The organism is Buttiauxella gaviniae ATCC 51604 (assembly GCF_001654835.1).
GTDB classification, from domain to species: Bacteria; Pseudomonadota; Gammaproteobacteria; order Enterobacterales; family Enterobacteriaceae; genus Buttiauxella; species Buttiauxella gaviniae.
Genome location: NZ_LXEP01000004.1, coordinates 20749 through 43668, shown reverse-complemented (window position 1 = coordinate 43668; position 22920 = coordinate 20749). Strand labels below are relative to the sequence as shown.

Here is a 22920-nt window from a genome sequence, read left to right as displayed (position 1 = left end):
TTATAATATCACACATCTCATATTCATAACGATGAAAAGTCGCATTATGTTACATAAAAACTCATTTCTTTGCGCAGCTTTAACAACTGCTTTTCTGGGTGCCGCTGCTGTACCGGCACAGGCCGCTGTCGTTGCCTCTATTAAACCGTTAGGTTTTATTGCCGCAGCGATTGCTGATGGCGTCACACCGACTGAAGTTTTACTGCCAGATGGCGCTTCTGAGCATGATTATGCACTTCGTCCGTCTGATGTAAAACGCTTACAAAGCGCGGACTTAGTAGTGTGGGTCGGTCCAGAAATGGAAGCGTTCATGCAGAAGTCCGTTAGCCAATTAGCTGAACAAAAACAAGTGCAACTGGCCGCTTTGCCAGGCGTGCAACCCTTGCTAATGAAGGGGAGTGACGACGATGGTGATAGTCACGAAGGACATGACCATTCAGCCGAAAATAGTGACAAAGATCACCATCACGGTGAATACAACATGCATATTTGGCTTTCTCCAGAGGTGGCGCGCCTGTCAGCGGTTGCAATCCACGATAAATTAGTGGAACTTATGCCCCAAAATAGAGCCAAACTTGACGCCAACTTGCAAACTTTCGAGTTAGGATTAGCCAATATCGATAAGCAAGTTGGTAGCGTGCTCGCGCCCCTCAAAGGAAAAGGGTATTTCGTTTTTCACGACGCCTACGGCTACTTTGAAAAACATTACGGTCTAACGCCTCTTGGTCACTTTACCGTAAACCCAGAAATCCAACCTGGTGCGCAGCGTTTACATGACATCAAAACACAGTTGGTTGAGCAAAAAGCCGTGTGCGTTTTTGCTGAGCCGCAGTTCAGGCCAGCAGTAATTAATGCCGTAGCCCGTGGCACTAACGTTCGAAACGGAACGCTGGACCCACTGGGGATTGAAGTTAAGCTCGGCAAAAACAGCTATATGCAGTTTTTGAACGGGCTTGCGAACCAATATGCGAGCTGCCTGAAAGGAGATTAATGAGGAAGTGAATACGTGCAACAGATAGCCCGCTCTGTCGCCCTGGCATTCGACAATTTGTCCCGGCCCCACCGCGTTATGCTGGGGTCTCTTACAGTTCTTACACTTGCGGTCGCTGTCTGGCGACCGTACGTCTATCATCCTGAAGCCAGCCCCGTCATTAAAACCATTGAGCTTGAGAAAAACGAAATTCGTTCGTTACTCCCTGAAGCCAGTGAACCGCTAGATCAGTCTCCGGACGCAGAAGACGACACAATCCCGCAAGATGAGCTGGACGATAAAACTGCCGGTGAAACGGGTGTTCATGAATATGTCGTGTCGACAGGGGATACGCTCGGTAGCATCCTGAATCAGTATGGCATCGACATGGGCGATATCAGCCAACTCGCGACGGTAGATAAAGACCTGCGTAACCTGAAAATCGGCCAACAGATCTCCTGGACGTTAAACGACGATGGCGAACTTCAGCGCCTGACATGGGAAATGTCACGCCGCGAAACGCGCACATACGACCGTTCAGGCAGTACTTTCAAACTCAGCAGTGAAATGCAGCAAGGCGAATGGGTTAACAATGTGCTGAAAGGCACGGTTGGCAATAGTTTTGTTAGTAGTGCGAAAGATGCCGGATTGACCAGTGCCGAGATTAGCTCGGTTATCAAAGCCATGCAGTGGCAAATGGATTTCCGTAAACTGAAGAAAGGCGATGAGTTTTCTGTGCTGATGTCACGCGAAATGCTCGATGGCAAACGTGAACAAAGCCAATTGGTGGGTGTGCGCCTTCGCAGCAGTGGTAAAGATTACTACGCAATTCGTGCGGAAGACGGCAAATTCTATGACCGCAGCGGTTCCGGTCTTGCGAAAGGTTTTATGCGCTTCCCGACTGCAAAACAGTTCCGTATCTCGTCAAACTTTAATCCACGCCGTCTCAACCCGGTAACCGGGCGTGTGGCCCCGCACAAAGGTGTCGATTTTGCGATGCCGCAAGGTACTCCGGTGCTGGCTGTCGGTGATGGTGAAGTTGTTATGGCCAAACGCAGTGGTGCGGCAGGTTACTTTGTCGCTATCCGCCATGGTCGTACATATACCACTCGTTATATGCACCTGAAAAAGCTGTTGGTTCAGCCAGGGCAGAAAGTGAAACGTGGAGACCGTATCGCTCTCTCAGGTAATACCGGGCGTTCTACGGGGCCGCATTTGCATTATGAAGTGTGGGTTAACCAGCAGGCGGTAAATCCATTAACCGCGAAATTGCCTCGTACCGAAGGGCTGACAGGCTCGGATCGTAACGATTATCTGGCTCAAGTTCGCGAAGTCACACCGCAACTTAGCTTCAATTAATCCATCATTATGAAAAAAGCCGGTACTTTGTTGCCGGCTTTTTCTTTGTCTGATGGGCATTAGCCCGCTAAGATACTTACAAATTCATGTCATCAACGATTTGATGCTGTACTGAGAATATGCATGGAAAAAGCAAAAAAAAGTCACAGTGAGTTCATTCCTGAATTTCAAAAGGCCTTCTTGCATCCGAAATTTTGGGGCGCCTGGTTAGGTGTTGGCGCTTTCGCAGGGCTTGCTATGTTACCGCCGTCATTACGGGATCCGCTTTTGGGCAAAGTAGGGCGTATTGCCGGACGCTTGGGTAAAAGTGCGCGCCGTCGTGCACAAATAAACCTGCTGTATTGCTTCCCCGATATGCCGGAAGCTGAACGTGAAGCTGTTATTGATGAAATGTTTGCCACCGCTCCTCAGGCGATGGTGATGATGGCGGAGCTTGCGATTAAAGATCCGCAAAAAGTCATGCAGCGCGTTGACTGGCACGGTAAAGAGATTATCGATGAGCTCAAACAACGCGAAGAAAATGTCATCTTCCTCGTACCGCACGGCTGGGCTGTGGATATCCCTGCGATGCTGTTGGCGTCTCAAGGGCAGAAAATGGCGGCGATGTTCCATAATCAGGGCAACCCGCTATTTGATTACATGTGGAATACCGTGCGTCGCCGTTTTGGTGGCCGCCTGCATGCGCGTAACGATGGGATTAAGCCGTTTATCAGCTCTGTGCGTCAGGGATATTGGGGTTATTATCTGCCAGACCAGGACCACGGTGCCGAGCACAGTGAATTTGTTGATTTCTTCGGGACATACAAAGCGACATTACCAGCGATTGGCCGCTTAATGAAAATATCGCGTGCGCGTGTTGTTCCGCTGTTCCCTGTTTATAACAGCAAGACGCATCGCCTGGATATTCATATTCGCCCGCCGATGGATGACCTGCTTAATGCAGACGACCACACCATTGCTCGGCGTATGAACGAAGAAGTGGAAATTTTGGTGGGTCCGAATCTTGAGCAATACACCTGGATACTGAAATTGCTTAAAACGCGTAAGGAAGGGGAGACTGAACCTTACCGCCGCAAAGAGTTGTATCCTAAGAAATAAAGAATAAGAAATAACAAAGGGGCCGATTGGCCCCTTTTGCTTTTATGCTGTGAATAAATTACTCAACACACAGAATACGCGTGGTGTTGGTGGTACCAATGGTACTCATCACATCGCCCTGAGTGACGATAACCAAGTCGCCAGAAACCAGGTAACCTTTATCACGCAGCAGATTGACTGCATCGTTTGCAGCTGCAACACCGTCGCTTGGGCTATCAAAGAACACAGGCGTAACACCACGGTACAAAGAGGTGAGGTTCAGCGTGCGCTCATGGCGAGACATAGCGAAGATTGGCAAACCGGAGCTGATACGTGAAGTCATCAGTGCGGTGCGGCCAGATTCAGTCATTGTGATGATTGCAGTAACACCTTTCAGGTGGTTTGCCGCGTACATCGCAGACATCGCAATCGCTTCTTCTGTGTTGTCAAACTGTACGTCCAGACGGTGCTTGGAAACGTTGATACTTGGGATTTTCTCAGCACCCAGGCAAACACGCGCCATCGCAGCAACGGTTTCAGCAGGGTATTGGCCCGCAGCCGTTTCAGCAGAAAGCATTACCGCGTCGGTACCATCAAGAACGGCGTTCGCCACGTCCATCACTTCAGCACGCGTTGGCATTGGGTTGGTAATCATCGACTCCATCATTTGAGTCGCGGTGATCACCGCACGGTTAAGCTTACGTGCACGACGAATCAGGGTTTTCTGAATACCGACCAACTCTGGGTCACCGATTTCAACACCCAGGTCACCACGGGCAACCATCACCACGTCTGATGCCAGAATCACGTCGTCCATTGCCTCTTCGCTGCAAACGGCTTCGGCACGTTCCACTTTAGCGACAATCTTCGCATCACAACCTGCTTCACGCGCCAGGCGGCGAGCGTAGTTCAGGTCTTCGCCACAACGTGGGAAGGAAACCGCCAGGTAATCAACGCCGATTTTCGCAGCCGTCAGGATATCGGCTTTGTCTTTATCTGTCAGCGCTTCAGCGGACAGGCCGCCACCCAGCTTGTTGATACCTTTGTTGTTCGACAGCGGGCCACCCACGGTGACTTCGGTGAACACTTTCATGCCTTGTACTTCGAGCACTTTTAACTGTACGCGGCCGTCATCAAGCAGCAGGATGTCACCTGTCACGACGTCAGCAGGCAGACCTTTATAGTCGATACCGACTTTTTCTTTGTCGCCTTCGCCTTTGCCCAGGTTGGCATCAAGCAAGAATTTGTCGCCGATGTTAAGGAAAACTTTACCTTCTTTGAAGGTAGAAACACGAATTTTCGGCCCTTGCAGATCGCCCAGAATAGCGACATGACGCCCCAGTTTCGCTGCAATTTCACGAACTTTATCGGCACGGATCTGATGATCTTCTGCGGTGCCGTGGGAAAAGTTCATACGCACCACGTTAGCGCCAGCTGCGATAATCTTTTCCAGATTATTGTCGCGATCTGTGGCCGGGCCTAAAGTGGTAACGATTTTGGTTCTACGTAGCCGTCTGGACATGTATTACTCCGTTGACTGAAACAACTTTGGTGTTGCGTTAACAAAAGATTCGGTAAATCAGCGTGCGTTGAAAACGCAAAGCAACAACTTAACCGAATGACCTAAAAAGTTACAGCTTTGTTATAAAAACTTACTTGTTCTCGCCAGAGACAAACAGCCCCTTATCAAAACGCGATTCCTTGAGCGCTTCTTTGACTCGCTTCAAGTTATCTCTGAATTTCGCACCACGACGCAAAGTAAAGCCTGTCGCCAGCACATCAATGACCGTGAGCTGTGCAAGCCGTGACACCATTGGCATATAGATATCAGTGTCTTCAGGGACATCGAGCAATAAAGAGAGTGTCGCTTCGCGGGCCAGCGGCGAGCCTTCTGAGGTTATCGCCAGCACAATGGCATCGTTTTCACGCGCCAATTGAGCGAGTTCAACCAGATTTTTAGTTCGCCCGGTATGCGAGATGAGTACAACGACATCTTCTTCACTACAATTCATGCAGCTCATGCGTTGTAAAACGACATCGTCGGAGTAGATAACGGGCACATTAAAGCGAAAGAACTTATTCATTGCGTCATGCGCTACAGCGGCTGAAGAACCTAGACCGAAGAAAGCGATTTTCTTGGCCTGGGTGAGTAAATCCACAGCACGATTGACTGCTGCCATATCCAATGATTGCCGTACCTGGTCAAGGCTTGCCATAGCGGATTCGAAGATTTTGCCGGTATAAGCTTCAACGCTATCGTCTTCGTCAACATTCCGGTTTACATATGGAGTGCCATTCGCCAGACTTTGCGCTAAATGTAATTTAAAATCTGGAAAGCCTTTGGTTTCAAGGCGGCGGCAAAAGCGGTTGACTGTCGGTTCGCTGACATCGGCACTGCGGGCAAGGGTTGCAATGCTTGAGTGAATGGCATCTTGTGGTGCGGTAAGAATCACTTCTGCGACTTTACGTTCTGATTTGCTAAGGTGTTCCAGTTGAGACTGGATTTTGTCCAGCATATTCATAGGTGTCCGGCATTCATGGATTTTATCGATTTCAACAAATGGAGAAATCGTGACGCGATTTAGCAAGAATATACGCTTGCCCATTAGTGATTGGACAAGTTAATCGATGTAAGGATGTTGTTTTTTTTCATAACATGATCAGTGTCTAACTTTCGACATGATATACATCAACAACGAAACTTCGAAAAATTCGATTTATTGCCGTGAAATGGCACTGGCGGCCAAATATTGCCCATGAATGCGATCAAATAATGGCTGAAGACTTACCTGAACTCAGCAAAAGCAGTACATTATTCTGTAATTAAATTACACACGGGCCGGAGTTAACCTCCCGAAATAATTCGAGTTGCAGGTAGGCGGCAAAAGAGCACATTCCAGGACCTTACTTGAGTAAGTTACTGGGATGTGTGAGTGCAGCCAACACCCCTGCAGCTTGAAGTATGATGGGAGAGCCCGGACATCCGAAACGAGGAGAAAAGACATGGCGGTAACACAGACAGCTCAGGCATGTGACCTGGTGATTTTCGGCGCAAAGGGCGACCTTGCGCGTCGGAAACTTCTGCCATCCCTGTATCAACTGGAGAAGGCAGGGCAGATCCACCCGGAGACGCGCATCCTGGGCGTGGGCCGCGCAGACTGGGATAAAGAGGCTTATACCAAAGTAGTGCGCGAAGCGATCGAAACCTTTATGAAGGAAAAGATCGACGAAAGCCTGTGGGATAAATTGAGCAGCCGTCTCGATTTTTGCAACCTGGATGTTAACGATACTGCAGCCTTTACCAAACTCGGTAAAATGCTCGATCAGCAAAATCGCGTCACCATCAACTACTTTGCTATGCCACCGAATACTTTTGGCGCAATCTGCAAAGGTCTGGGCAAGGCGAAACTCAACGCTAAACCTGCTCGTGTTGTGATGGAAAAACCGCTTGGTACCTCGCTTGCGACTTCCCAGGAAATCAACGACCAGGTTGGCGAGTATTTTGAAGAGTGCCAGGTCTATCGTATCGACCACTATTTAGGTAAAGAGACGGTACTGAACCTGCTGGCGTTGCGTTTTGCAAACTCCCTGTTTGCCAATAACTGGGATAACAAAACCATAGATCATGTGGAAATCACGGTAGCGGAAGAAGTGGGTATCGAAGGGCGCTGGGGTTACTTTGACCAGGCCGGGCAGATGCGCGACATGATTCAAAACCACTTGCTGCAAATTCTGTGCATGATTGCCATGTCTCCACCGTCCGATCTCACCGCCGACCATATTCGCGATGAAAAAGTAAAAGTACTGCAATCCTTGCGCCGTATCGACCGCAGCAATGTGCGCGAGAAAACGGTCCGTGGCCAGTACACCGCAGGCTTTGCGCAGGGTAAAAAAGTCCCGGGTTACCTGGAAGAAGAAGGTGCGAACAAAAGCAGTAGCACCGAGACCTTTGTCGCCATTCGTGTCGATATTGATAACTGGCGCTGGGCAGGAGTCCCGTTCTACCTGCGTACCGGTAAACGTCTGCCAACCAAGTGCTCTGAAGTCGTGGTCTATTTCAAAAGCCCACCATTGAACTTGTTCAAAGACTCCTGGCAAGATTTGCCACAGAACAAGCTCACCATCCGTTTGCAACCGGACGAAGGTGTGGATATTCAGGTGCTCAACAAAGTGCCAGGGCTTGAACACAAGCACAACCTGCAAACCACTAAGCTTGATCTGAGCTACTCCGAAACCTTCAACGAGTCACATCTGGCAGATGCTTACGAGCGCCTGTTGCTGGAAACCATGCGTGGGATTCAGGCACTGTTCGTGCGTCGTGATGAAGTGGAAGAAGCGTGGAAATGGGTCGACTCCATCACTGAGGCTTGGGCTGCGGACAACGATGCACCTAAACCTTATCAGGCTGGAACCTGGGGACCGGTTGCCTCAGTGGCAATGATCACCCGTGATGGGCGTTCGTGGAACGAGTTCGAATAAATCCGCGTCATCCTTCGAGTTGCAGGGGTGTTGGCTGCGCTCTCTCACCCGAATCACTTACTTATGTAAGCTCATCGGGATTCGATCGTTTGCCGCCTACCTGCAACTCGAATGATTTAGCGGATGGAATAGATGTTATTTTGCAAAAACTGCGTAACAAATGATTCATATTTTACCGGTAACATGATCTAACACCAAAGTGGTGCAAATTTTTTAATTTAAAAGCCCTGACTGGATTCACCAGCAGGGCTTTTTTATTTACACTAGCTGAAGCGATTTTGCCCTGATGGTACGGATTGCCGCCTCACGAGAAGAGAAAAGAGCCGGTAACGTCGACCACCTGCCCACAGCGACGGCAGCCACTTTATGAGGACTTGTTATGAATCCTAATTTGTTACGCGTAACACAACGCATCGTTGAACGCTCCCGCCAAACCCGTGAAGCCTACCTGGCACGGATTGAAAAAGCGAAGTCGAACACCGTACATCGCTCTGAATTAGCGTGTGGCAATCTGGCACACGGTTTTGCCGCCTGCCAGCCAGAAGATAAAGCCGCGCTGAAAAGCATGCTGCGTAACAACATTGCGATCATTACGTCCTATAACGACATGCTTTCCGCGCACCAGCCGTATGAGTATTACCCTGACCAGATTCGTAAAGCGCTGCATTCCGTTGGCGCGGTAGGGCAAGTTGCAGGTGGGGTTCCGGCCATGTGTGATGGCGTGACGCAGGGACAGGATGGCATGGAACTGTCATTGCTCAGCCGCGAAATTATTGCGATGTCTACGGCAATTGGCCTGTCTCACAATATGTTCGATGGTGCACTGTACCTCGGCGTGTGTGACAAAATCGTCCCGGGCTTAACCATGGCGGCGTTGTCATTTGGTCATCTGCCTGCGGTATTTGTGCCATCAGGTCCAATGGCTAGCGGTTTACCGAATAAAGAAAAAGTACGTATTCGCCAACTTTATGCTGAAGGCAAAGTTGATCGCATCGCGCTTCTGGAATCTGAGGCTGCTTCTTACCACGCACCGGGTACTTGTACATTCTACGGTACTGCCAATACCAACCAGATGGTAGTTGAGTTCATGGGTATGCAGTTGCCAGGCTCTTCATTTGTTCACCCGGATGCCCCTCTGCGCCATGAATTGACTGCCGCGGCAGCACGGCAGGTGACGCGTCTGACCGGAAACGGCAACGAGTGGATGCCGATCGGCAAAATGATTGATGAAAAAGTGGTCGTGAACGGCATTGTTGCTTTGCTTGCGACAGGCGGCTCCACCAACCACACTATGCACCTGGTGGCGATGGCGCGTGCGGCGGGGATTATCATCAACTGGGATGATTTCTCTGACCTCTCTGATGTGGTGCCATTATTGGCTCGCCTGTATCCGAATGGCCCTGCGGACATTAACCACTTCCAGGCGGCGGGCGGCGTGCCGGTATTGATGCGCGAATTGCTCAAAGGCGGTTTGCTGCATGAAGATGTCAACACCGTTGCGGGCTTTGGTCTGCATCACTACACCATGGAACCGTGGCTGGATAACGGTCAGTTGGCATGGCGTGAAGGCGCAACAACCGCGCTCGATACTGATGTTATCGCGACCTTCGAAAAACCTTTCTCTAAACATGGCGGCACGAAAGTCCTCAGCGGTAATCTGGGTCGTGCGGTAATGAAAACCTCTGCGGTGCCAGTAGAAAACCAAATTATTGAAGCGCCTGCGGTCATTTTCGAAAGCCAGCACGACGTTTTACCGGCTTTCGAAGCAGGCCATCTTGACCGTGATTGCGTGGTTGTTGTCCGCCATCAAGGGCCAAAAGCTAACGGCATGCCAGAATTACATAAACTTATGCCGCCACTTGGGGTATTATTGGACCGCTGTTTCAAAATAGCGTTAGTCACTGATGGACGGCTGTCGGGCGCTTCAGGTAAGGTGCCCTCTGCCATCCATGTTACCCCAGAAGCTTATGATGGTGGGCTACTGGCAAAAGTCCGGGATGGCGATATGATTCGCGTCAACGGGCAAACGGGTGAACTGACATTGCTGGTCGATGATGCCGAGCTGGAAAAACGCACTGCATACCACCCGGATCTCAGCGCGGATCGTGTTGGAACCGGCCGTGAACTATTTAGCGCGTTACGCGAGCAGTTATCTGGCGCGGAACAGGGCGCGACCTGCATTAAATTTTAAGGACCGGAGGCAGCACTTGCTGCGCTGGAAACGAATTATAAAGTTGGTTGAAGAGGCTTGAGATGAAAAACTGGAAAACTACTGCGGAACAGATCCTGAAAACAGGACCGGTTGTCCCGGTTATCGTAATTAACAAACTGGAACACGCAGTACCAATGGCTAAAGCATTAGTTGCTGGCGGCGTGCGCGTTCTGGAAGTGACTCTGCGTACTCCATGCGCAATGGACGCAATCCGTGCAATCGCTAAAGAAGTACCAGAAGCGATTATTGGTGCGGGTACCGTACTGAACCCAGAGCAACTGGCAGAAGTGACCGCAGCTGGCGCGCAGTTCGCCATCAGCCCAGGTCTGACCGAGCCACTGCTGAAAGCAGCAACCGAAGGCTCCATTCCATTGATCCCAGGTATCAGCACTGTTTCTGAACTGATGCTGGGTCTGGACTACGGCTTGAAAGAATTCAAATTCTTCCCGGCTGAAGCAAATGGCGGCACCAAAGCGCTGCAAGCTATCGCAGGTCCATTCTCTCAGGTTCGTTTCTGCCCAACTGGCGGTATCACACCGGCTAACTACCGTGACTACCTGGCGCTGAAAAGCGTGCTGTGTATCGGTGGTTCATGGTTGGTTCCGGCTGACGCGCTGGAAGCTGGCGATTACGATCGTATTACTACTCTCGCCCGTGAAGCTGTCGAAGGCGCGAAATAACACGTCATCCTTCGAGCCGTAGATGCGTTGGCTACGTTCACTCACCCCGGTCACATAGTTATCTATGCTCCCGGGGATTCGTTCTCTTGCCGCCTTCCTACGACTCGAATGATTCGTGTTATTGAATCCCTGCTCAGATGAGCGGGGATTTTTTTTATCCTTTGACGATTATGGCTTTGGTTGCAGCGATAGCACGTGCAATGGCATCTTCCACGCTGGAACCCGTTGCCAGTGCCACACCCATTCGGCGTTTACCGTTAATCTCAGGCTTACCGAACAGACGCACTTGCAAACCTGCGCCCACTGCGGCACCCACATTGCCGAAGTGCACGTTGTCGCTGCTCAATTCTGGAAGGATCACCGCAGAAGCTGCCGGGCCGTACTGGCGAATGTCACCAATCGGCAAGCCGAGGAAAGCGCGGACGTGCAATGCAAACTCGGAAACGTCCTGAGAAATCATCGTCACCATGCCGGTGTCGTGCGGGCGAGGGGAGACTTCACTAAAAATAATCTCATCGCCACACACGAAAAGTTCGACGCCAAACAAACCGTAACCCCCCAACGCTTTCACCACTTTTTCAGCAATTTCTTGCGCACGGGCAAGAGCGGCATCGCTCATTTGTTGCGGCTGCCAGGATTCGCGATAGTCACCGTCTTCCTGGCGGTGGCCGATTGGGGCACAGAAATGCACGCCATCGACAGCACTAATCGTCAGCAGGGTGATTTCAAAATCGAAATTCACCACACCTTCGACAATAACTTTGCCTTTACCGGCGCGACCGCCTTCCTGAGCGTACTCCCACGCTTTCGCTAACTGGTCGGCTGTACGAATAAAACTTTGTCCTTTGCCGGAAGAACTCATCACCGGTTTAACGATGCAAGGCAGGCCGATTTCTTCAACTGACTGTAAAAATGCAGCTTCGTTATCGGCAAAGCGGAAGCTGGAGGTCGGCAGAGCGAGTTCTTCTGCGGCCAGGCGGCGAATACCTTCGCGGTTCATGGTCAGTTGGGTTGCGCGCGCGCAAGGCACCACGCACTGACCTTGCTGCTCAAGCTCAACCAGCATGTCTGTTGCGATCGCTTCAATTTCGGGAACGATGAAATCCGGCATTTCTACGGAAACCAGTTTTTTAAGCTCGGCACCGTCCAGCATATTGATGACATGGCTGCGGTGAGCAACATGCATAGCGGGGGCATCGGCGTAGCGGTCTACTGCGATAACTTCCAGACCAAGACGCTGGCATTCAATCGCCACTTCTTTTCCTAATTCGCCTGATCCTAACAACATGACTCGTGTAGCTGATGGACGAAGCGCTGTTCCCAAAATTGACATAATCTGTATACCCGAACGGAGAAAATAGACCGGCGGATTATAAACGAAAACGTTTGCGTACGCAGCGATTTTCCCACTTGCGATACAGGGGTAATATCATTACACTGTTTAAATAAACAGTTAAACCGGAGCTGCAAAATGGCGGTTGAAATCAAATACGTTGTTGTACGAGAGGGGCAAGAAAAAATGTCTTTTGCCAGTAAAAAAGATGCAGACGCCTACGACAAAATGCTCGATCTGGCAGAAGTGTTGAGCGAGTGGCTCGTACACAGCCCTGTTGCTTTCGAAGAAGGGCAAAGCGATGTGCTGGCTATGTGGATGGCAGAAAACAAAGACGTGCTTTCCAGCGTGCTGAAAAGCGGTAAATTGCCGGACCTTGAAAGTGCTGAAACTGCCGGTGAAGCCGCAGATGAAGCCGATAACGCTGAAGAGTCTGTTGCAGACGATAAAGTGGCTGAACACCCGCGTAAACGCACTAAAGCTGCATAAGTTTTATCGCGTCGAGTTACCGGCGCGGTTCTTTTCTCATCTTTAGCCTAATCAGACACTTCTTGACAGCCTTTGGCATAACCTCAGATGTTAAGTTCTCACAAAGGGTGTCTCTAATGAGCAATTGGTTACAGCAGCTTCAGTCTATGCTGGGGCAAGCGACGCAATCCATCCAGAATCACACTGGTCAGAATCAATCCTCACAAACTCCTCAGGGAAACAATTCTCAGGGGCTGAGTAAGTTACTGGTGCCTGGCGCACTGGGCGGGTTAGCGGGCTTGCTGCTGGCGAGCAAATCGTCACGGAAACTACTGACAAAGTACGGCACCAGCGCGTTATTGGTCGGTGGTGGTGCGGTTGCGGGAAGCGTACTGTGGAACAAATATAAAGACCGAGTGCGTGAAGCCCATCAGGGTGAGCCGCAGTTTGGGCAGCAAACTTCGCCTGTCGATGTTCGTACGGAGCGCCTGATTACCGCTTTGGTTTTCGCGGCTAAAAGCGATGGTCATATTGATGATAAAGAGCGTCAGATTATCGAGCAGCAACTACGTGATGCCGGTATCGAAGGGCCGGGGCGTAATCTAATTCAGCAAGCTATCGATCAACCTCTTGATCCGCAACGCCTCGTCGAAGGCGTTAATAATGAAGAAGAAGCGCTGGAGCTTTACTTCCTGAGCTGTGCTGCAATCGACATCGACCACTTTATGGAGCGCAGTTATCTCAATGCGCTCGGCGATGCGCTAAAAATTCCTCAGGATGTACGCGAAGGCATCGAACAAGATATTCAGCAGCAGAAACTAAATCTGCCGGGTTAATCCCGGCATTTTCCCTAAAATCCCACGTTACGCTTGCAAGGCTGTCTGAATTTGCCACCCTTACAGGGTGTTAACTCAAAAAGAAAAATGACATGCCACCAAAAGCAAAAAAAATCCCCCACTCCATGACCATGCATGGTGACACCCGCATCGATAACTATTACTGGCTGCGCGATGATGAGCGTTCTGATGCACAGGTGCTTGATTATCTTCATCAGGAGAATGACTACGGTCATCAGATCATGAGTACGCAGCAGGCATTGCAAGAACGCCTGCTCAAAGAGATGATCGACCGTATCCCCCAGCGTGATATTTCCGCACCTTACACGCAAAATGGCTATCGCTATCGCCAGATTTTCGAAACCGGTAATGAATATGCTATTTATCAGCGTCAGTCTGTAGTGTCGGAGGAGTGGGAAGAGTGGAGCACGCTGGTAGATGGTAATCGCCGAGCTGCCCATAGCGAGTTTTACACCATGGGCGGCATGAGTATTACGCCTGATAACACCGTCATGGCACTGGCTGAAGATTTTCTTTCTCGCCGCCAGTACGGCTTGCGTTTCCGAAATCTGGAAAGCGGGAACTGGTACCCGGAAGTGCTAGATAATGTCGAAAGTAGTTTTGTCTGGGCGAATGATTCCGCCACGCTTTATTACGTCCGCAAGCATCCCAAAACGTTATTGCCGTATCAGGTCTGGCGCCACACGGTGGGGCATCCATCCTCCGTAGATGAATTAGTCTACGAAGAAAAAGACGAAATGTTTTATGTCAGTGTGCATAAAACCACGTCGAAACACTTCGTTCTAATTTATCTCAGCAGTGCTACCACCAGCGAAGTACTGTTGCTGGATGCAGAGCTAGTAGATGCGCAACCGCAAAGCTTTTTGCCACGCCGCAAAGATCACGAATATACCCTCGATCACTTCCAACATAATTTCTATCTGCGCTCGAATCGGGCAGGTAAAAACTTTGGTTTGTACCGCACAAAAGTGCGTGATGAAAGCCAATGGGAAGAGCTGATTCCTCCGCGCGAAAATGTCATGCTGGAAGGCTTTACATTATTTACCGATTGGTTGGTCGTTGAGGAAAGGCAGCAAGGGCTGACCAGTTTACGCCAAATTAATCGCAAAACTCGAGAAGTGACGGGAATTGCTTTTGATGACCCTGCTTATGTCACCTGGCTTGGACATAACCCGGAACCGGAATCTTCTCGTCTGCGTTACGGCTACTCATCAATGACCACGCCAGATACATTGTTTGAGCTGGATATGGATACCGGCGAGCGGCGCGTGATTAAACAAACCGAAGTGGCGGGTTTTGATGCCAGCCATTACCGCAGCGAACATTTATGGGTCACGGTGCGTGATGGTGTGCAGGTGCCGGTTTCCCTGGTCTACCACCGCGACCACTTCCAACGAGGGAAAAACCCTTTGCTGGTATATGGCTATGGCTCTTACGGAAGCAGCATGGATGCGGATTTCAGCAGCAGCCGTTTAAGCCTGCTCGACCGAGGATTCGTCTATGCCATTGCACATGTACGAGGAGGTGGCGAACTCGGCCAGCAGTGGTATGAAGATGGTAAGTACCTGAAGAAAATGAACACCTTCAATGATTATCTGGATGTCTGTGATAGCTTGCTTAAACAGGGATACGGCAACGAAAACTTGCTCTATTCGATGGGCGGGAGTGCAGGTGGCTTACTGGTTGGGGCCGCAATTAATATGCGTCCAGAGCTCTTCCACGGTGTTGTTGCGCAGGTGCCATTTGTTGATGTGTTAACGACGATGCTCGATGAGTCCATTCCACTCACGACCGGCGAGTTTGAAGAGTGGGGGAATCCGCAAGACCCTGAGTATTACCACTACATCAAACATTACAGCCCGTACGATCAAATCACCGAACAAGCCTACCCGCACATGCTGGTGACCACCGGACTACATGATTCCCAGGTGCAATATTGGGAGCCTGCCAAGTGGGTCGCAAAGCTGCGTGAATTACGTAGCGATGATAATTTGCTGTTGCTATGTACTGATATGGACTCAGGGCATGGTGGGAAATCGGGCAGATTTAAATCTTACGAAGGCGTGGCTCTGGAGTTCGCTTTCTTGATAGCCCTGGCACAAGGAACTTTACCAGGGCGGGCGGGGTAGGTTGTTACTAATCCTCGAGATAATGCTTTAATGTCATTCTAAGATCCGGCGCTAATTCTTTGATGTTATTCAACATCCATCGTAAATAGCCCGGATCTTTATCTGCAATTTCTGCAATCGGTTCGCCGCGATATTTACCAAATGCCATGGTTTTCACAAGTGCGGGACGACCTGTAATGGTCACCATTTGGTCTGGCGTCCAGCCTGACTCATCCATAATGCGAATCAGTAAAGCAGCGGTGATATAGCAATCAAACAGCGCGCGGTGATGATGCAGCCCGGCAGGTGTTTCAACTTCCAGCTTGAGGGATTTATATAAACCCATATTGCTGTATTTGATACCTGGCCATAAACGACGCGCCAGTTTTACCGTGCAAATCCACTCGCTATCGGGCAGTTCAGGCAGCATGCGCTGGTCAAAACTGGCGTTATGAGCGACATAATATGGGCTGCCGTGATAGCGTGGAATAACATCCTCAATCCACGGTTTATCCGCGACCATCTCTTCGGTAATTTTGTGAATGGCCATCGCCTGGTAGCTAATAGGACGATCCGGGCGTACCAAGTCACTCATCGGATTAACAATCTTACCATTGACGATATCGACAGAGGCAACTTCTACCACGCCACCCTGTAGACCACAGGTTTCAGTATCAATAATGCGCAGCATATATACTCCATCAAGCCTTAGCGTATTTTATTAATGCGCTAGCGTAATGGAATGATTTCACCGTGCCAACCTTTTGCATCACGTCTTCCAACTGCGAGTAGCTCGCCATGATCGGCGCGAACAACTAATTCACCGCGATCGTCCCAACAAGCGCTACGTCCCGCAGACCGATATTTACCGGTAGAAAACGCGTGGTTAGCTAATAAAACGGGCAAATTGTATTTATGGGCCCAGCGTTGCAGATACATTTCATCTTTCTGGTAGCTGATTTCATTAATGAATTTCCCCGTGGCATAGAGACTTGCACCCATTTCAGCTGCACTACGCGGCCAGGTTTCTTCATCGCTGTCGGTGCTAAAACCCATTGCCACGCTACGGTTTTGCAAACCTACCAATGGCGTGTGTTGATCGGAGAGATCAATATCGCAGGATTGTGGTTTGCAACAGGCAACTCGGGAACCATCAGGCAAAAAACCCACTGATCCTGGAGATACACTTTGTTCACTGCGCAAGGGTAGACCCACGACAATAGTCATTTGGTGTTTTATGGCGGCAGCTTGCAAAGGATTCAGGCGTTCATCGGAGAAGGGAAGGGCGTAAACGTGATGGTTTTCAATGTTAAAACCGGTGAGTGAAAGTTCGGGGAAAATCAGCAGATCTATTCGTTCAGCAACCGCGCAGTGAACAAAATCTAAATGATGTGTGATATTCGCATCGAGGTCATCGGGTGTGGCGCCATACTGCGCCGCAGCAACATTCCAGACAGGCATACGTTCTTCCTTAATCAATCTACCCAACGGCCATCATCCTATGACCGCAACAAGTAATTCCTGTGTTTAGATATATAAACCGGGAAAAATCTTAACACCATTTTTGTCAGGAGGTTTAGTGTGGATAAGATTTATTTCACTTTAGGTTCGTACGGCAGTCTGGACAAATTGACTGAAGCCAGTCGATGAGCAGTCAGTCTTTCTCTGAACCAGTCACGCAAATGCGCCGGTTGCTCGCGTTCTACCACTTCAGCGATCACCGGCATATTGTAGCGTTCCTTAAATGCTACGCCAGCAGCCGCAAGATCGACGTTGATCTTATCCATTTCGTCCTGGGGTAATTCAGCAAGATTGTAATTCATATTGGCCTCCTATTTTTTGCCGCAAAGGTACTTGTTGATATCCGTGATGACAAGTTTTTACATTCATTGATAGCTGTTCTCATCTCGACTTAACCTGGGCTCAAGGTTATCCTTTTGCCGTCTCGAATAAGAAAAAGGAATAGTTGATATGGCTTTCACCCGAACTCGTCTCATTACCATCGCCACTCTCTTTACCGCACTTACCGTTTCCAGCTCAGCTTTCGCACATGCGCATCTAAAGCATCAATATCCAGCGGCAGATGCTGCGGTAACGGCTGCGCCGCAGGCGATTACCCTTAATTTCTCTGAAGGAGTTGAAGCGAATTTTAGCGGACTTACGCTCACCGGGCCACAGCAAACAGTCGTGAAGACTGGTACGGCTAAGCGTAACGAAAAAGATGATAAGCAGCTTATTGTTCCAGTCGATGAGGCTATGAAACCGGGTGATTACCAGGTTGATTGGCATGTAGTATCCGTTGACGGACATAAGACTAAAGGGAAGTATCACTTCTCGGTGAAGTAAGCCGGATGCTATCAGGTTTCTATATCGCGCTGCGATTTATTCATTTTACTGCATTAATGGTGCTGCTTGGCAGTACCATCTCATGCTCATTGCTTGCTCCTCAAGCGTTTAAACCGGTTCTTATTCGCCGACTAAAATGGCAATGGCATTCTGCCGTTTGGATGACGTTGCTAAGCGCAATATTGTTGTTATGTGCTCAGGCTGGGATGATGGGCAGTGGTTGGCGAGATGTCATTAACCCCCAGATTTGGCTGGCGGTTCTTGGCACGAGCTTTGGGTCCATCTGGTTGTGGCAGATATTATTGAGTGTGGTGACACTTGTAGTGTTGTTGCTCAAACCGCGCCCTTTGCAATCCATGCTAATGATCCTTGCGGCGGCACAACTTATTTTGTTGGCAGGTGTCGGGCATGCCGCGATGCGTGAAGGGATTGTCGGTGGCTTACAACGCATAAATCATGCAGTGCATCTTCTTAGCGCTGGCTGGTGGGCTGGCGGATTACTGCCGCTTTTGATGTGCATGCGCATGGCTCAAAAACCGCGCTGGCGGGGCTGTGCGATTACCGCGATGATGCGTTTTTCGCGTTACGGGCATCTGGCGGTTGCTGCTGTAATACTCAGTGGACTAATCAACAGCCTGATGATTTTAGGCTGGTCACTCCCACTGGAAAGTAACTACATGCGCTTCTTGTTGGTGAAGGTTGCCTTTGTTGCCGTGATGGTTATTATCGCCCTGTATAACCGCTATTTTTTGGTGCCGAGATTCAATCGTATGCCAACAGCCACAAAGCAGTTCATCCAGTTAACGTGGTTGGAAGTCATTTTGTCGGTGGTGGTGCTCCTTGCTGTAAGCATTTTCGCTACCTGGGAACCATACTGAAGACGTTATTAGCTCAAGAGATATTCATGAAAAAAAGTATTTTGACGCTGTTATTACTGGCTTGCACAGGTAGTGCGTTAGCCGCACCGCAAATTATCACCGTAAGCCGTTTTGAAATGGGCAAAGATAACTGGGCATTTAACCGTGAAGAGGTAATGCTAAGTTGCCGCCCTGGACATGCGCTTTTTGCAATCAACCCAAGTACCTTGATGCAATACCCGTTAAACGACGTAGCGCAACAACAAGTGAGTAGCGGCAAAACCACTGGCCAGCCTATCTCCGTGATTCAAATTGATGATCCTAAGACGCCGGGACAAAAAAAGAGTCTTGCTCCATTTATTGAGCGTGCTGAGAAGTTGTGTAGCTAAAACGCGATAACTCACTAATTAACAATAAAAAACCGCAATAACCGTAGACCGGATATTGCGGTTTTTGTCTAAAATATTACCTGTGCCGCAGTTTTTTTCTGAACACTTTTGCGCCAGACTGGAAAACCTGCGCCGGTAATCTATTCTTAGAAGGCAAGGCGATGTCTGCCTGCATTAATGCCAACTTTTAGCGCACGGCTCTCTCCCAAGAGCCATTTCCCTGGACCGAATATAGGAATCGTATTCGGTCTTTTTTTATTTGTCTTTATATACAAAGGCTTGGCGGTACACTGTCTGGATGTTCACGAAAAAATTTCAACTTTCCCTATTGGAACTGACGTAAACCCCGTAACAGAATCATAACAACATAAACTTCTTTTTGGATGAATCCAAATACTTTTCGAGCATTTTTCTGGGTGAAGATGGGACTGTTTAAGCCAAAAAAATCAAAACACTCTTCAAAAGCTTCTGTTCACCTGATGTCAGAATCCATTAACTTACTGAGCTTTATATTGAAAATATCACTTCAGTGGGAACAGTATCAGAATCACAACTTTGATGAATTATCATCACTTAAATCTTCCGTATTCATCTGATATTGCTCTCAGTTTTCCAGGTTTGTGTATTTCCCGCGAATACTTGTAGTCTTGATTCAGTTTTTGCATCATTAATGCGGCAGTCCCACCACTTATTACACCCACGGAATGCCCTGCCAATATTTATGTATTTGCTATGTTTTCTGACTGCGCTTCAATTATTGATTATTTATCATTCTAAAATGAGGTGAGTAGTCTTGAGGAGATGCTTACATTCTTTTAATATTTCTCTGTTCATTTTTAATCTGTAGTTGGAGTTTCTGTTGCAGGTAGATAGCTATTTTTTTCTTTGATGAGATCTTTTGACATGGGTTGCCTCATGTTTTCACCAGTAGGGGAAATAGGGGACATAAACCATTTGTTATATAACTCATCAAATCGTTTTGAGATAAACAGGTTTTTTAACTCTTCATTGATGATGGACTCTATTTCATCTGCATCCTTAGCTATCACCATTCCATAGGGTATTACGTCACCAAATCCTTCCGTACTCATTTGATAGTCATCTCTGTCAGCCATTTCAGCTAACTTGCTATGTATGATAATGTCATCAGTGACAAATGCTGAGATGTGCCCTTGTTCTAGTAAATCAAATCCTTCATCGAAACTTCTCATCAGCTTAACTGAGATCGAATAGTTAATGTTTTGGTTCATTGCAGAGAGTAGCAATGCAGATGTTCCGCCACTAATAGCACCCACGGTCCGTCCCGAGAGCATCTCCAGGCTATTTATATGCTGCGATTTTTTAGCCAGAAAATTTGTCCGTGTAAAAAACCATGGCTTTGAAAAAGTAACAAATTTATTACGCTGCGCTGTATTTCCGGCAATGGTGCAGAGAATGTCTGCTTTATGATGAGTTATATATTCAAAGCGCGCAGCTGAAGAAATTTCTACCCATTGTATATTTATATTTGTGTTGTAGCGTTTTTTTATACTATCGACAACACCCTGGCAGATATCCACCGCCATACCCGTCGGTTTTCCATTTAGCTCCCAGGAAATAGGCTTGGAACTACCCATCCAAGCCAAGGTAATACTATGCGTGCTAAGTACTTTATTAAGAACAGGATCGGCAACAGCATTTCTGCAAAAAAATAACATAGCAGGCAACAGAAAAGAACCAATCATTTTACAATAAGTCAAATGACTAAACAAAAGTAAGCCTCCATTAATTAAAATGGCTAAAGTAAAATTATATTTTTCGATAATATCGGCGGTATTGTAATTGCTTTTATGTTGGTTTACTAATAATTGCCTTTCCAATAATAGCCATTAATATCTATCTTTGTGGTATGCCTCAATATTCATCTCCCTGAAATCGTCCACATGAAAACCCTTATTTGCTAAGAGGATAAGTCTCAGATAGGGATCACATTAATTAGCATCCATACTATCCTCTCTGTACAATCACACCCGACCTGAAGGTCGCTTTAACTAATAACGACAAACCTGCAAAGACAAAACTATGACCACAACTCAAACTGAAACACATCGTCGGGAAAACTCTCTCACCTCGGTTTTGCGTAGCCCTCGTTTGCTCGCTCGCGAATCCCTTGCGGGAGTGGTAACGGCATTGGCACTCGTACCTGAAATCATTTCATTCTCAGTAATCGCTGGTGTTGACCCGAAAGTCAGCCTCGTCGCCTCTATTGTGCTTTGTTTATCCATGTCACTGCTTGGTGGGCGCCCTGCAATGGTGACAGCTGCTGCTGGCTCAGTAGCATTAGTTATCGGTCCAATGGTGCATCTGCATGGTGTTGAATATATTTTCCCGGCGGTGTTGCTGGCAGGGTTAATCCAGATTTTATTCGGTGTCACTGGCCTTGCTCGTATGATGCGCTATATACCGCTGTCGGTGATGACCGGGTTTGTGAACGCGTTGGGCATTCTCATTTTCTTTGCGCAGGTGCCGCATATTTGGGGGGATAACCCGCTGATATGGGGGCTGTTTGCGCTCACCCTGGCAATAGTGCTGTTTCTCCCTCGGGTATTTAAAATGGTTCCGTCGCCGTTGGTGGCGATTATTGTGATTACAGCCGCATGCATTGGGATGGGGTTATCTGTACCAACAGTGGGTGAGGCGGGGCCAATGGCTGCTGGATTACCAGGAATAACAGAGTTGTTGGTGCCTTTGAACCTGGATACTTTAAGGATTATCTGGCCTTGCGCTTTGAGCATTGCCTTCGTTGGCTTAATGGAGTCGTTGTTAACCGCCAAACTCGTTGATGAGCTGACTGACACACCATCGAGTAAACGTCGTGAATGTTGGGGGTTGGGTGTATCTAACATCTTCGCCGGTTTTTACGGTGGTATTGCCGGCTGCGCTATGATTGGCCAGACCATGGTCAATGTGGAACTTGGCAAGGGGCGTACGCGTATCTCGACAATTGCTGCTGGCTTAGTGCTGTTGCTGTTAGTCACCGGTTTAAGTGAACTGATGGCAAAAATTCCAATGGTGGTTTTAGCCGGAATTATGGTGATTGTGGCGGTGAAAACGCTCAACTGGCACAGTGTTAAACCCGCTACCTTAAAAAGAATTCCCATTCCGGAAACTTTAGTGATGGTGAGTACTGTCGCAGTGACCGTTGCGACCGGAAACCTGGCATTGGGTGTCGTCGGTGGGGTGGTTTTTGCGATGATCTTGTTTGCTCGCCGAATTGCCCACGTGGTACGCGCAGAAAGAACATTAGCTGAAGACGGGCAATCTGTAAGATATACGGTAACCGGGCCGTTGTTTTTTGCCAGTAGCAACGATTTGGTTGAACATTTCCAGTATGCCGACGATCCGCAAAACGTGATTATTGATTTGTCGCAGGCCCAAATTTGGGATGTATCGACAGTTGCCGTGCTTGATGCTATCGAAACCCGCTATCAACGCTATGAAAGCAAAGTACAAATTGTCGGTCTCGATTTACGCAGCAGCGACTTCCACGAGCGGCTGAGCGGCAAAATTTGAGCACTACTCACGCGTTAATCCAGATTTATTTGATGAGAAAATGGCAAAACTGTGAATCTGCCGTTACTTTTACAATGTTAAGGCTGCTAGATTAGCTTTAGTTCCAGAGTGAAACGGAGGTGCCAGATAGTTTTGAAACTGATCCTCAAAAGTAAACTGGTGGGTTCGTGGTAGGTTTAATAACCACATTCCCTTGGGGCGTAAGCCATATTTCATCGCTTTAAGAAGCGTAG

At 48.6% G+C, this 22920-nt stretch carries 20 protein-coding genes; 13 read left to right on the top strand and 7 right to left on the bottom strand.

Features of this window, described 5'->3' with window-relative positions; translation table 11 throughout:
* The first annotated feature begins 46 nt into the window (after positions 1 to 46).
* From znuA to lpxM, 3 genes are all read left to right on the top strand, one after another.
* Positions 47 to 991 (top strand): zinc ABC transporter substrate-binding protein ZnuA, encoded by a 945-nt coding sequence (gene znuA / locus M977_RS02330; RefSeq protein WP_064512134.1) that lies wholly within the window; start codon positions 47 to 49, stop codon positions 989 to 991.
* Between the two features lie 15 nt (positions 992 to 1006).
* Positions 1007 to 2329, top strand: coding sequence for a murein DD-endopeptidase MepM (gene mepM, locus M977_RS02325; RefSeq protein WP_074391971.1), 1323 nt, complete (start codon positions 1007 to 1009; stop codon positions 2327 to 2329).
* 123 nt (positions 2330 to 2452) lie between these two features.
* Entirely contained in the window at positions 2453 to 3427 is a 975-nt protein-coding gene (lpxM, locus tag M977_RS02320; protein WP_064511939.1) for a lauroyl-Kdo(2)-lipid IV(A) myristoyltransferase, read from the top strand.
* Positions 3428 to 3485: 58 nt separating this feature from the next.
* On the opposite strand, the gene pyk is transcribed toward lpxM, so the two are convergent.
* Positions 3486 to 4928 (bottom strand): pyruvate kinase, encoded by a 1443-nt coding sequence (gene pyk / locus M977_RS02315; RefSeq protein ID WP_064511938.1) that lies wholly within the window; start codon positions 4926 to 4928, stop codon positions 3486 to 3488.
* Between the two features lie 130 nt (positions 4929 to 5058).
* Positions 5059 to 5928, bottom strand: a complete 870-nt coding sequence (locus M977_RS02310; protein WP_064511937.1) for a MurR/RpiR family transcriptional regulator — start codon at positions 5926 to 5928, stop codon at positions 5059 to 5061.
* A gap of 481 nt (positions 5929 to 6409) precedes the next feature.
* Between M977_RS02310 and zwf the strand changes: the two genes are divergently transcribed.
* The 3 genes from zwf (at position 6410) to M977_RS02295 (ending at position 10777) form a co-directional block, all read left to right on the top strand.
* Positions 6410 to 7885 carry a glucose-6-phosphate dehydrogenase gene (zwf, locus tag M977_RS02305; RefSeq protein WP_064511936.1) on the top strand — a complete coding sequence of 492 codons (1476 nt, stop codon included), beginning with the start codon at positions 6410 to 6412 and terminating at the stop codon, positions 7883 to 7885.
* A gap of 379 nt (positions 7886 to 8264) precedes the next feature.
* Positions 8265 to 10076 (top strand): phosphogluconate dehydratase, encoded by a 1812-nt coding sequence (edd, locus tag M977_RS02300; protein WP_064511935.1) that lies wholly within the window; start codon positions 8265 to 8267, stop codon positions 10074 to 10076.
* Between the two features lie 62 nt (positions 10077 to 10138).
* Positions 10139 to 10777 carry a bifunctional 4-hydroxy-2-oxoglutarate aldolase/2-dehydro-3-deoxy-phosphogluconate aldolase gene (locus tag M977_RS02295; RefSeq protein ID WP_064511934.1) on the top strand — a complete coding sequence of 213 codons (639 nt, stop codon included), beginning with the start codon at positions 10139 to 10141 and terminating at the stop codon, positions 10775 to 10777.
* 154 nt (positions 10778 to 10931) lie between these two features.
* Here the strand turns inward: M977_RS02295 and purT are convergent, their stop codons facing one another.
* Complete coding sequence (gene purT, locus M977_RS02290; RefSeq protein WP_064511933.1) at positions 10932 to 12110, bottom strand: formate-dependent phosphoribosylglycinamide formyltransferase; 1179 nt, start codon at positions 12108 to 12110, stop codon at positions 10932 to 10934.
* A 138-nt stretch (positions 12111 to 12248) separates the two neighbouring features.
* Between purT and M977_RS02285 the strand changes: the two genes are divergently transcribed.
* The 3 genes from M977_RS02285 to ptrB all read left to right on the top strand — a co-directional run bounded on the left by M977_RS02285 (position 12249) and on the right by ptrB (position 15564).
* Entirely contained in the window at positions 12249 to 12599 is a 351-nt protein-coding gene (locus M977_RS02285; RefSeq protein ID WP_064511932.1) for a YebG family protein, read from the top strand.
* A 116-nt stretch (positions 12600 to 12715) separates the two neighbouring features.
* A complete protein-coding gene (locus M977_RS02280) occupies positions 12716 to 13414 on the top strand; it encodes a tellurite resistance TerB family protein (protein WP_064511931.1) in 699 nt (232 codons plus the stop codon).
* 92 nt (positions 13415 to 13506) lie between these two features.
* A complete protein-coding gene (gene ptrB / locus M977_RS02275; protein ID WP_064511930.1) occupies positions 13507 to 15564 on the top strand; it encodes an oligopeptidase B in 2058 nt (685 codons plus the stop codon).
* Between the two features lie 7 nt (positions 15565 to 15571).
* Here ptrB and exoX read toward each other — a convergent pair whose 3' ends face one another.
* The 3 genes from exoX to M977_RS02260 form a co-directional block, all read right to left on the bottom strand.
* Positions 15572 to 16234, bottom strand: a complete 663-nt coding sequence (gene exoX / locus M977_RS02270; RefSeq protein WP_064511929.1) for an exodeoxyribonuclease X — start codon at positions 16232 to 16234, stop codon at positions 15572 to 15574.
* A gap of 38 nt (positions 16235 to 16272) precedes the next feature.
* Complete coding sequence (locus tag M977_RS02265) at positions 16273 to 17004, bottom strand: carbon-nitrogen hydrolase family protein (RefSeq protein ID WP_064511928.1); 732 nt, start codon at positions 17002 to 17004, stop codon at positions 16273 to 16275.
* A gap of 131 nt (positions 17005 to 17135) precedes the next feature.
* Positions 17136 to 17366 (bottom strand): DNA polymerase III subunit theta, encoded by a 231-nt coding sequence (locus M977_RS02260; protein WP_064511927.1) that lies wholly within the window; start codon positions 17364 to 17366, stop codon positions 17136 to 17138.
* Between the two features lie 148 nt (positions 17367 to 17514).
* Here M977_RS02260 and yobA point away from each other — a divergent pair, with 148 nt between their 5' ends.
* Genes yobA through M977_RS02245 form a run of 3 tightly spaced genes read left to right on the top strand, consistent with a single transcriptional unit; the run spans position 17515 to position 19135 of the window.
* Positions 17515 to 17889 carry a CopC domain-containing protein YobA gene (gene yobA, locus M977_RS02255; RefSeq protein ID WP_064511926.1) on the top strand — a complete coding sequence of 125 codons (375 nt, stop codon included), beginning with the start codon at positions 17515 to 17517 and terminating at the stop codon, positions 17887 to 17889.
* A gap of 5 nt (positions 17890 to 17894) precedes the next feature.
* Positions 17895 to 18767, top strand: coding sequence for a copper homeostasis membrane protein CopD (gene copD, locus M977_RS02250; RefSeq protein ID WP_064511925.1), 873 nt, complete (start codon positions 17895 to 17897; stop codon positions 18765 to 18767).
* 26 nt (positions 18768 to 18793) lie between these two features.
* The gene (locus M977_RS02245) at positions 18794 to 19135 is read left to right on the top strand and encodes a YebY family protein (protein WP_064511924.1); all 342 of its coding nucleotides are present in this window, start codon (positions 18794 to 18796) and stop codon (positions 19133 to 19135) included.
* Between the two features lie 836 nt (positions 19136 to 19971).
* Here the strand turns inward: M977_RS02245 and M977_RS02240 are convergent.
* Positions 19972 to 20994 (bottom strand): transporter substrate-binding domain-containing protein, encoded by a 1023-nt coding sequence (locus M977_RS02240; protein WP_157092025.1) that lies wholly within the window; start codon positions 20992 to 20994, stop codon positions 19972 to 19974.
* 202 nt (positions 20995 to 21196) lie between these two features.
* Between M977_RS02240 and M977_RS02235 the strand changes: the two genes are divergently transcribed.
* Positions 21197 to 22687, top strand: coding sequence for a SulP family inorganic anion transporter (locus M977_RS02235; protein ID WP_064511922.1), 1491 nt, complete (start codon positions 21197 to 21199; stop codon positions 22685 to 22687).
* The last annotated feature ends 233 nt before the right edge of the window (positions 22688 to 22920 follow it).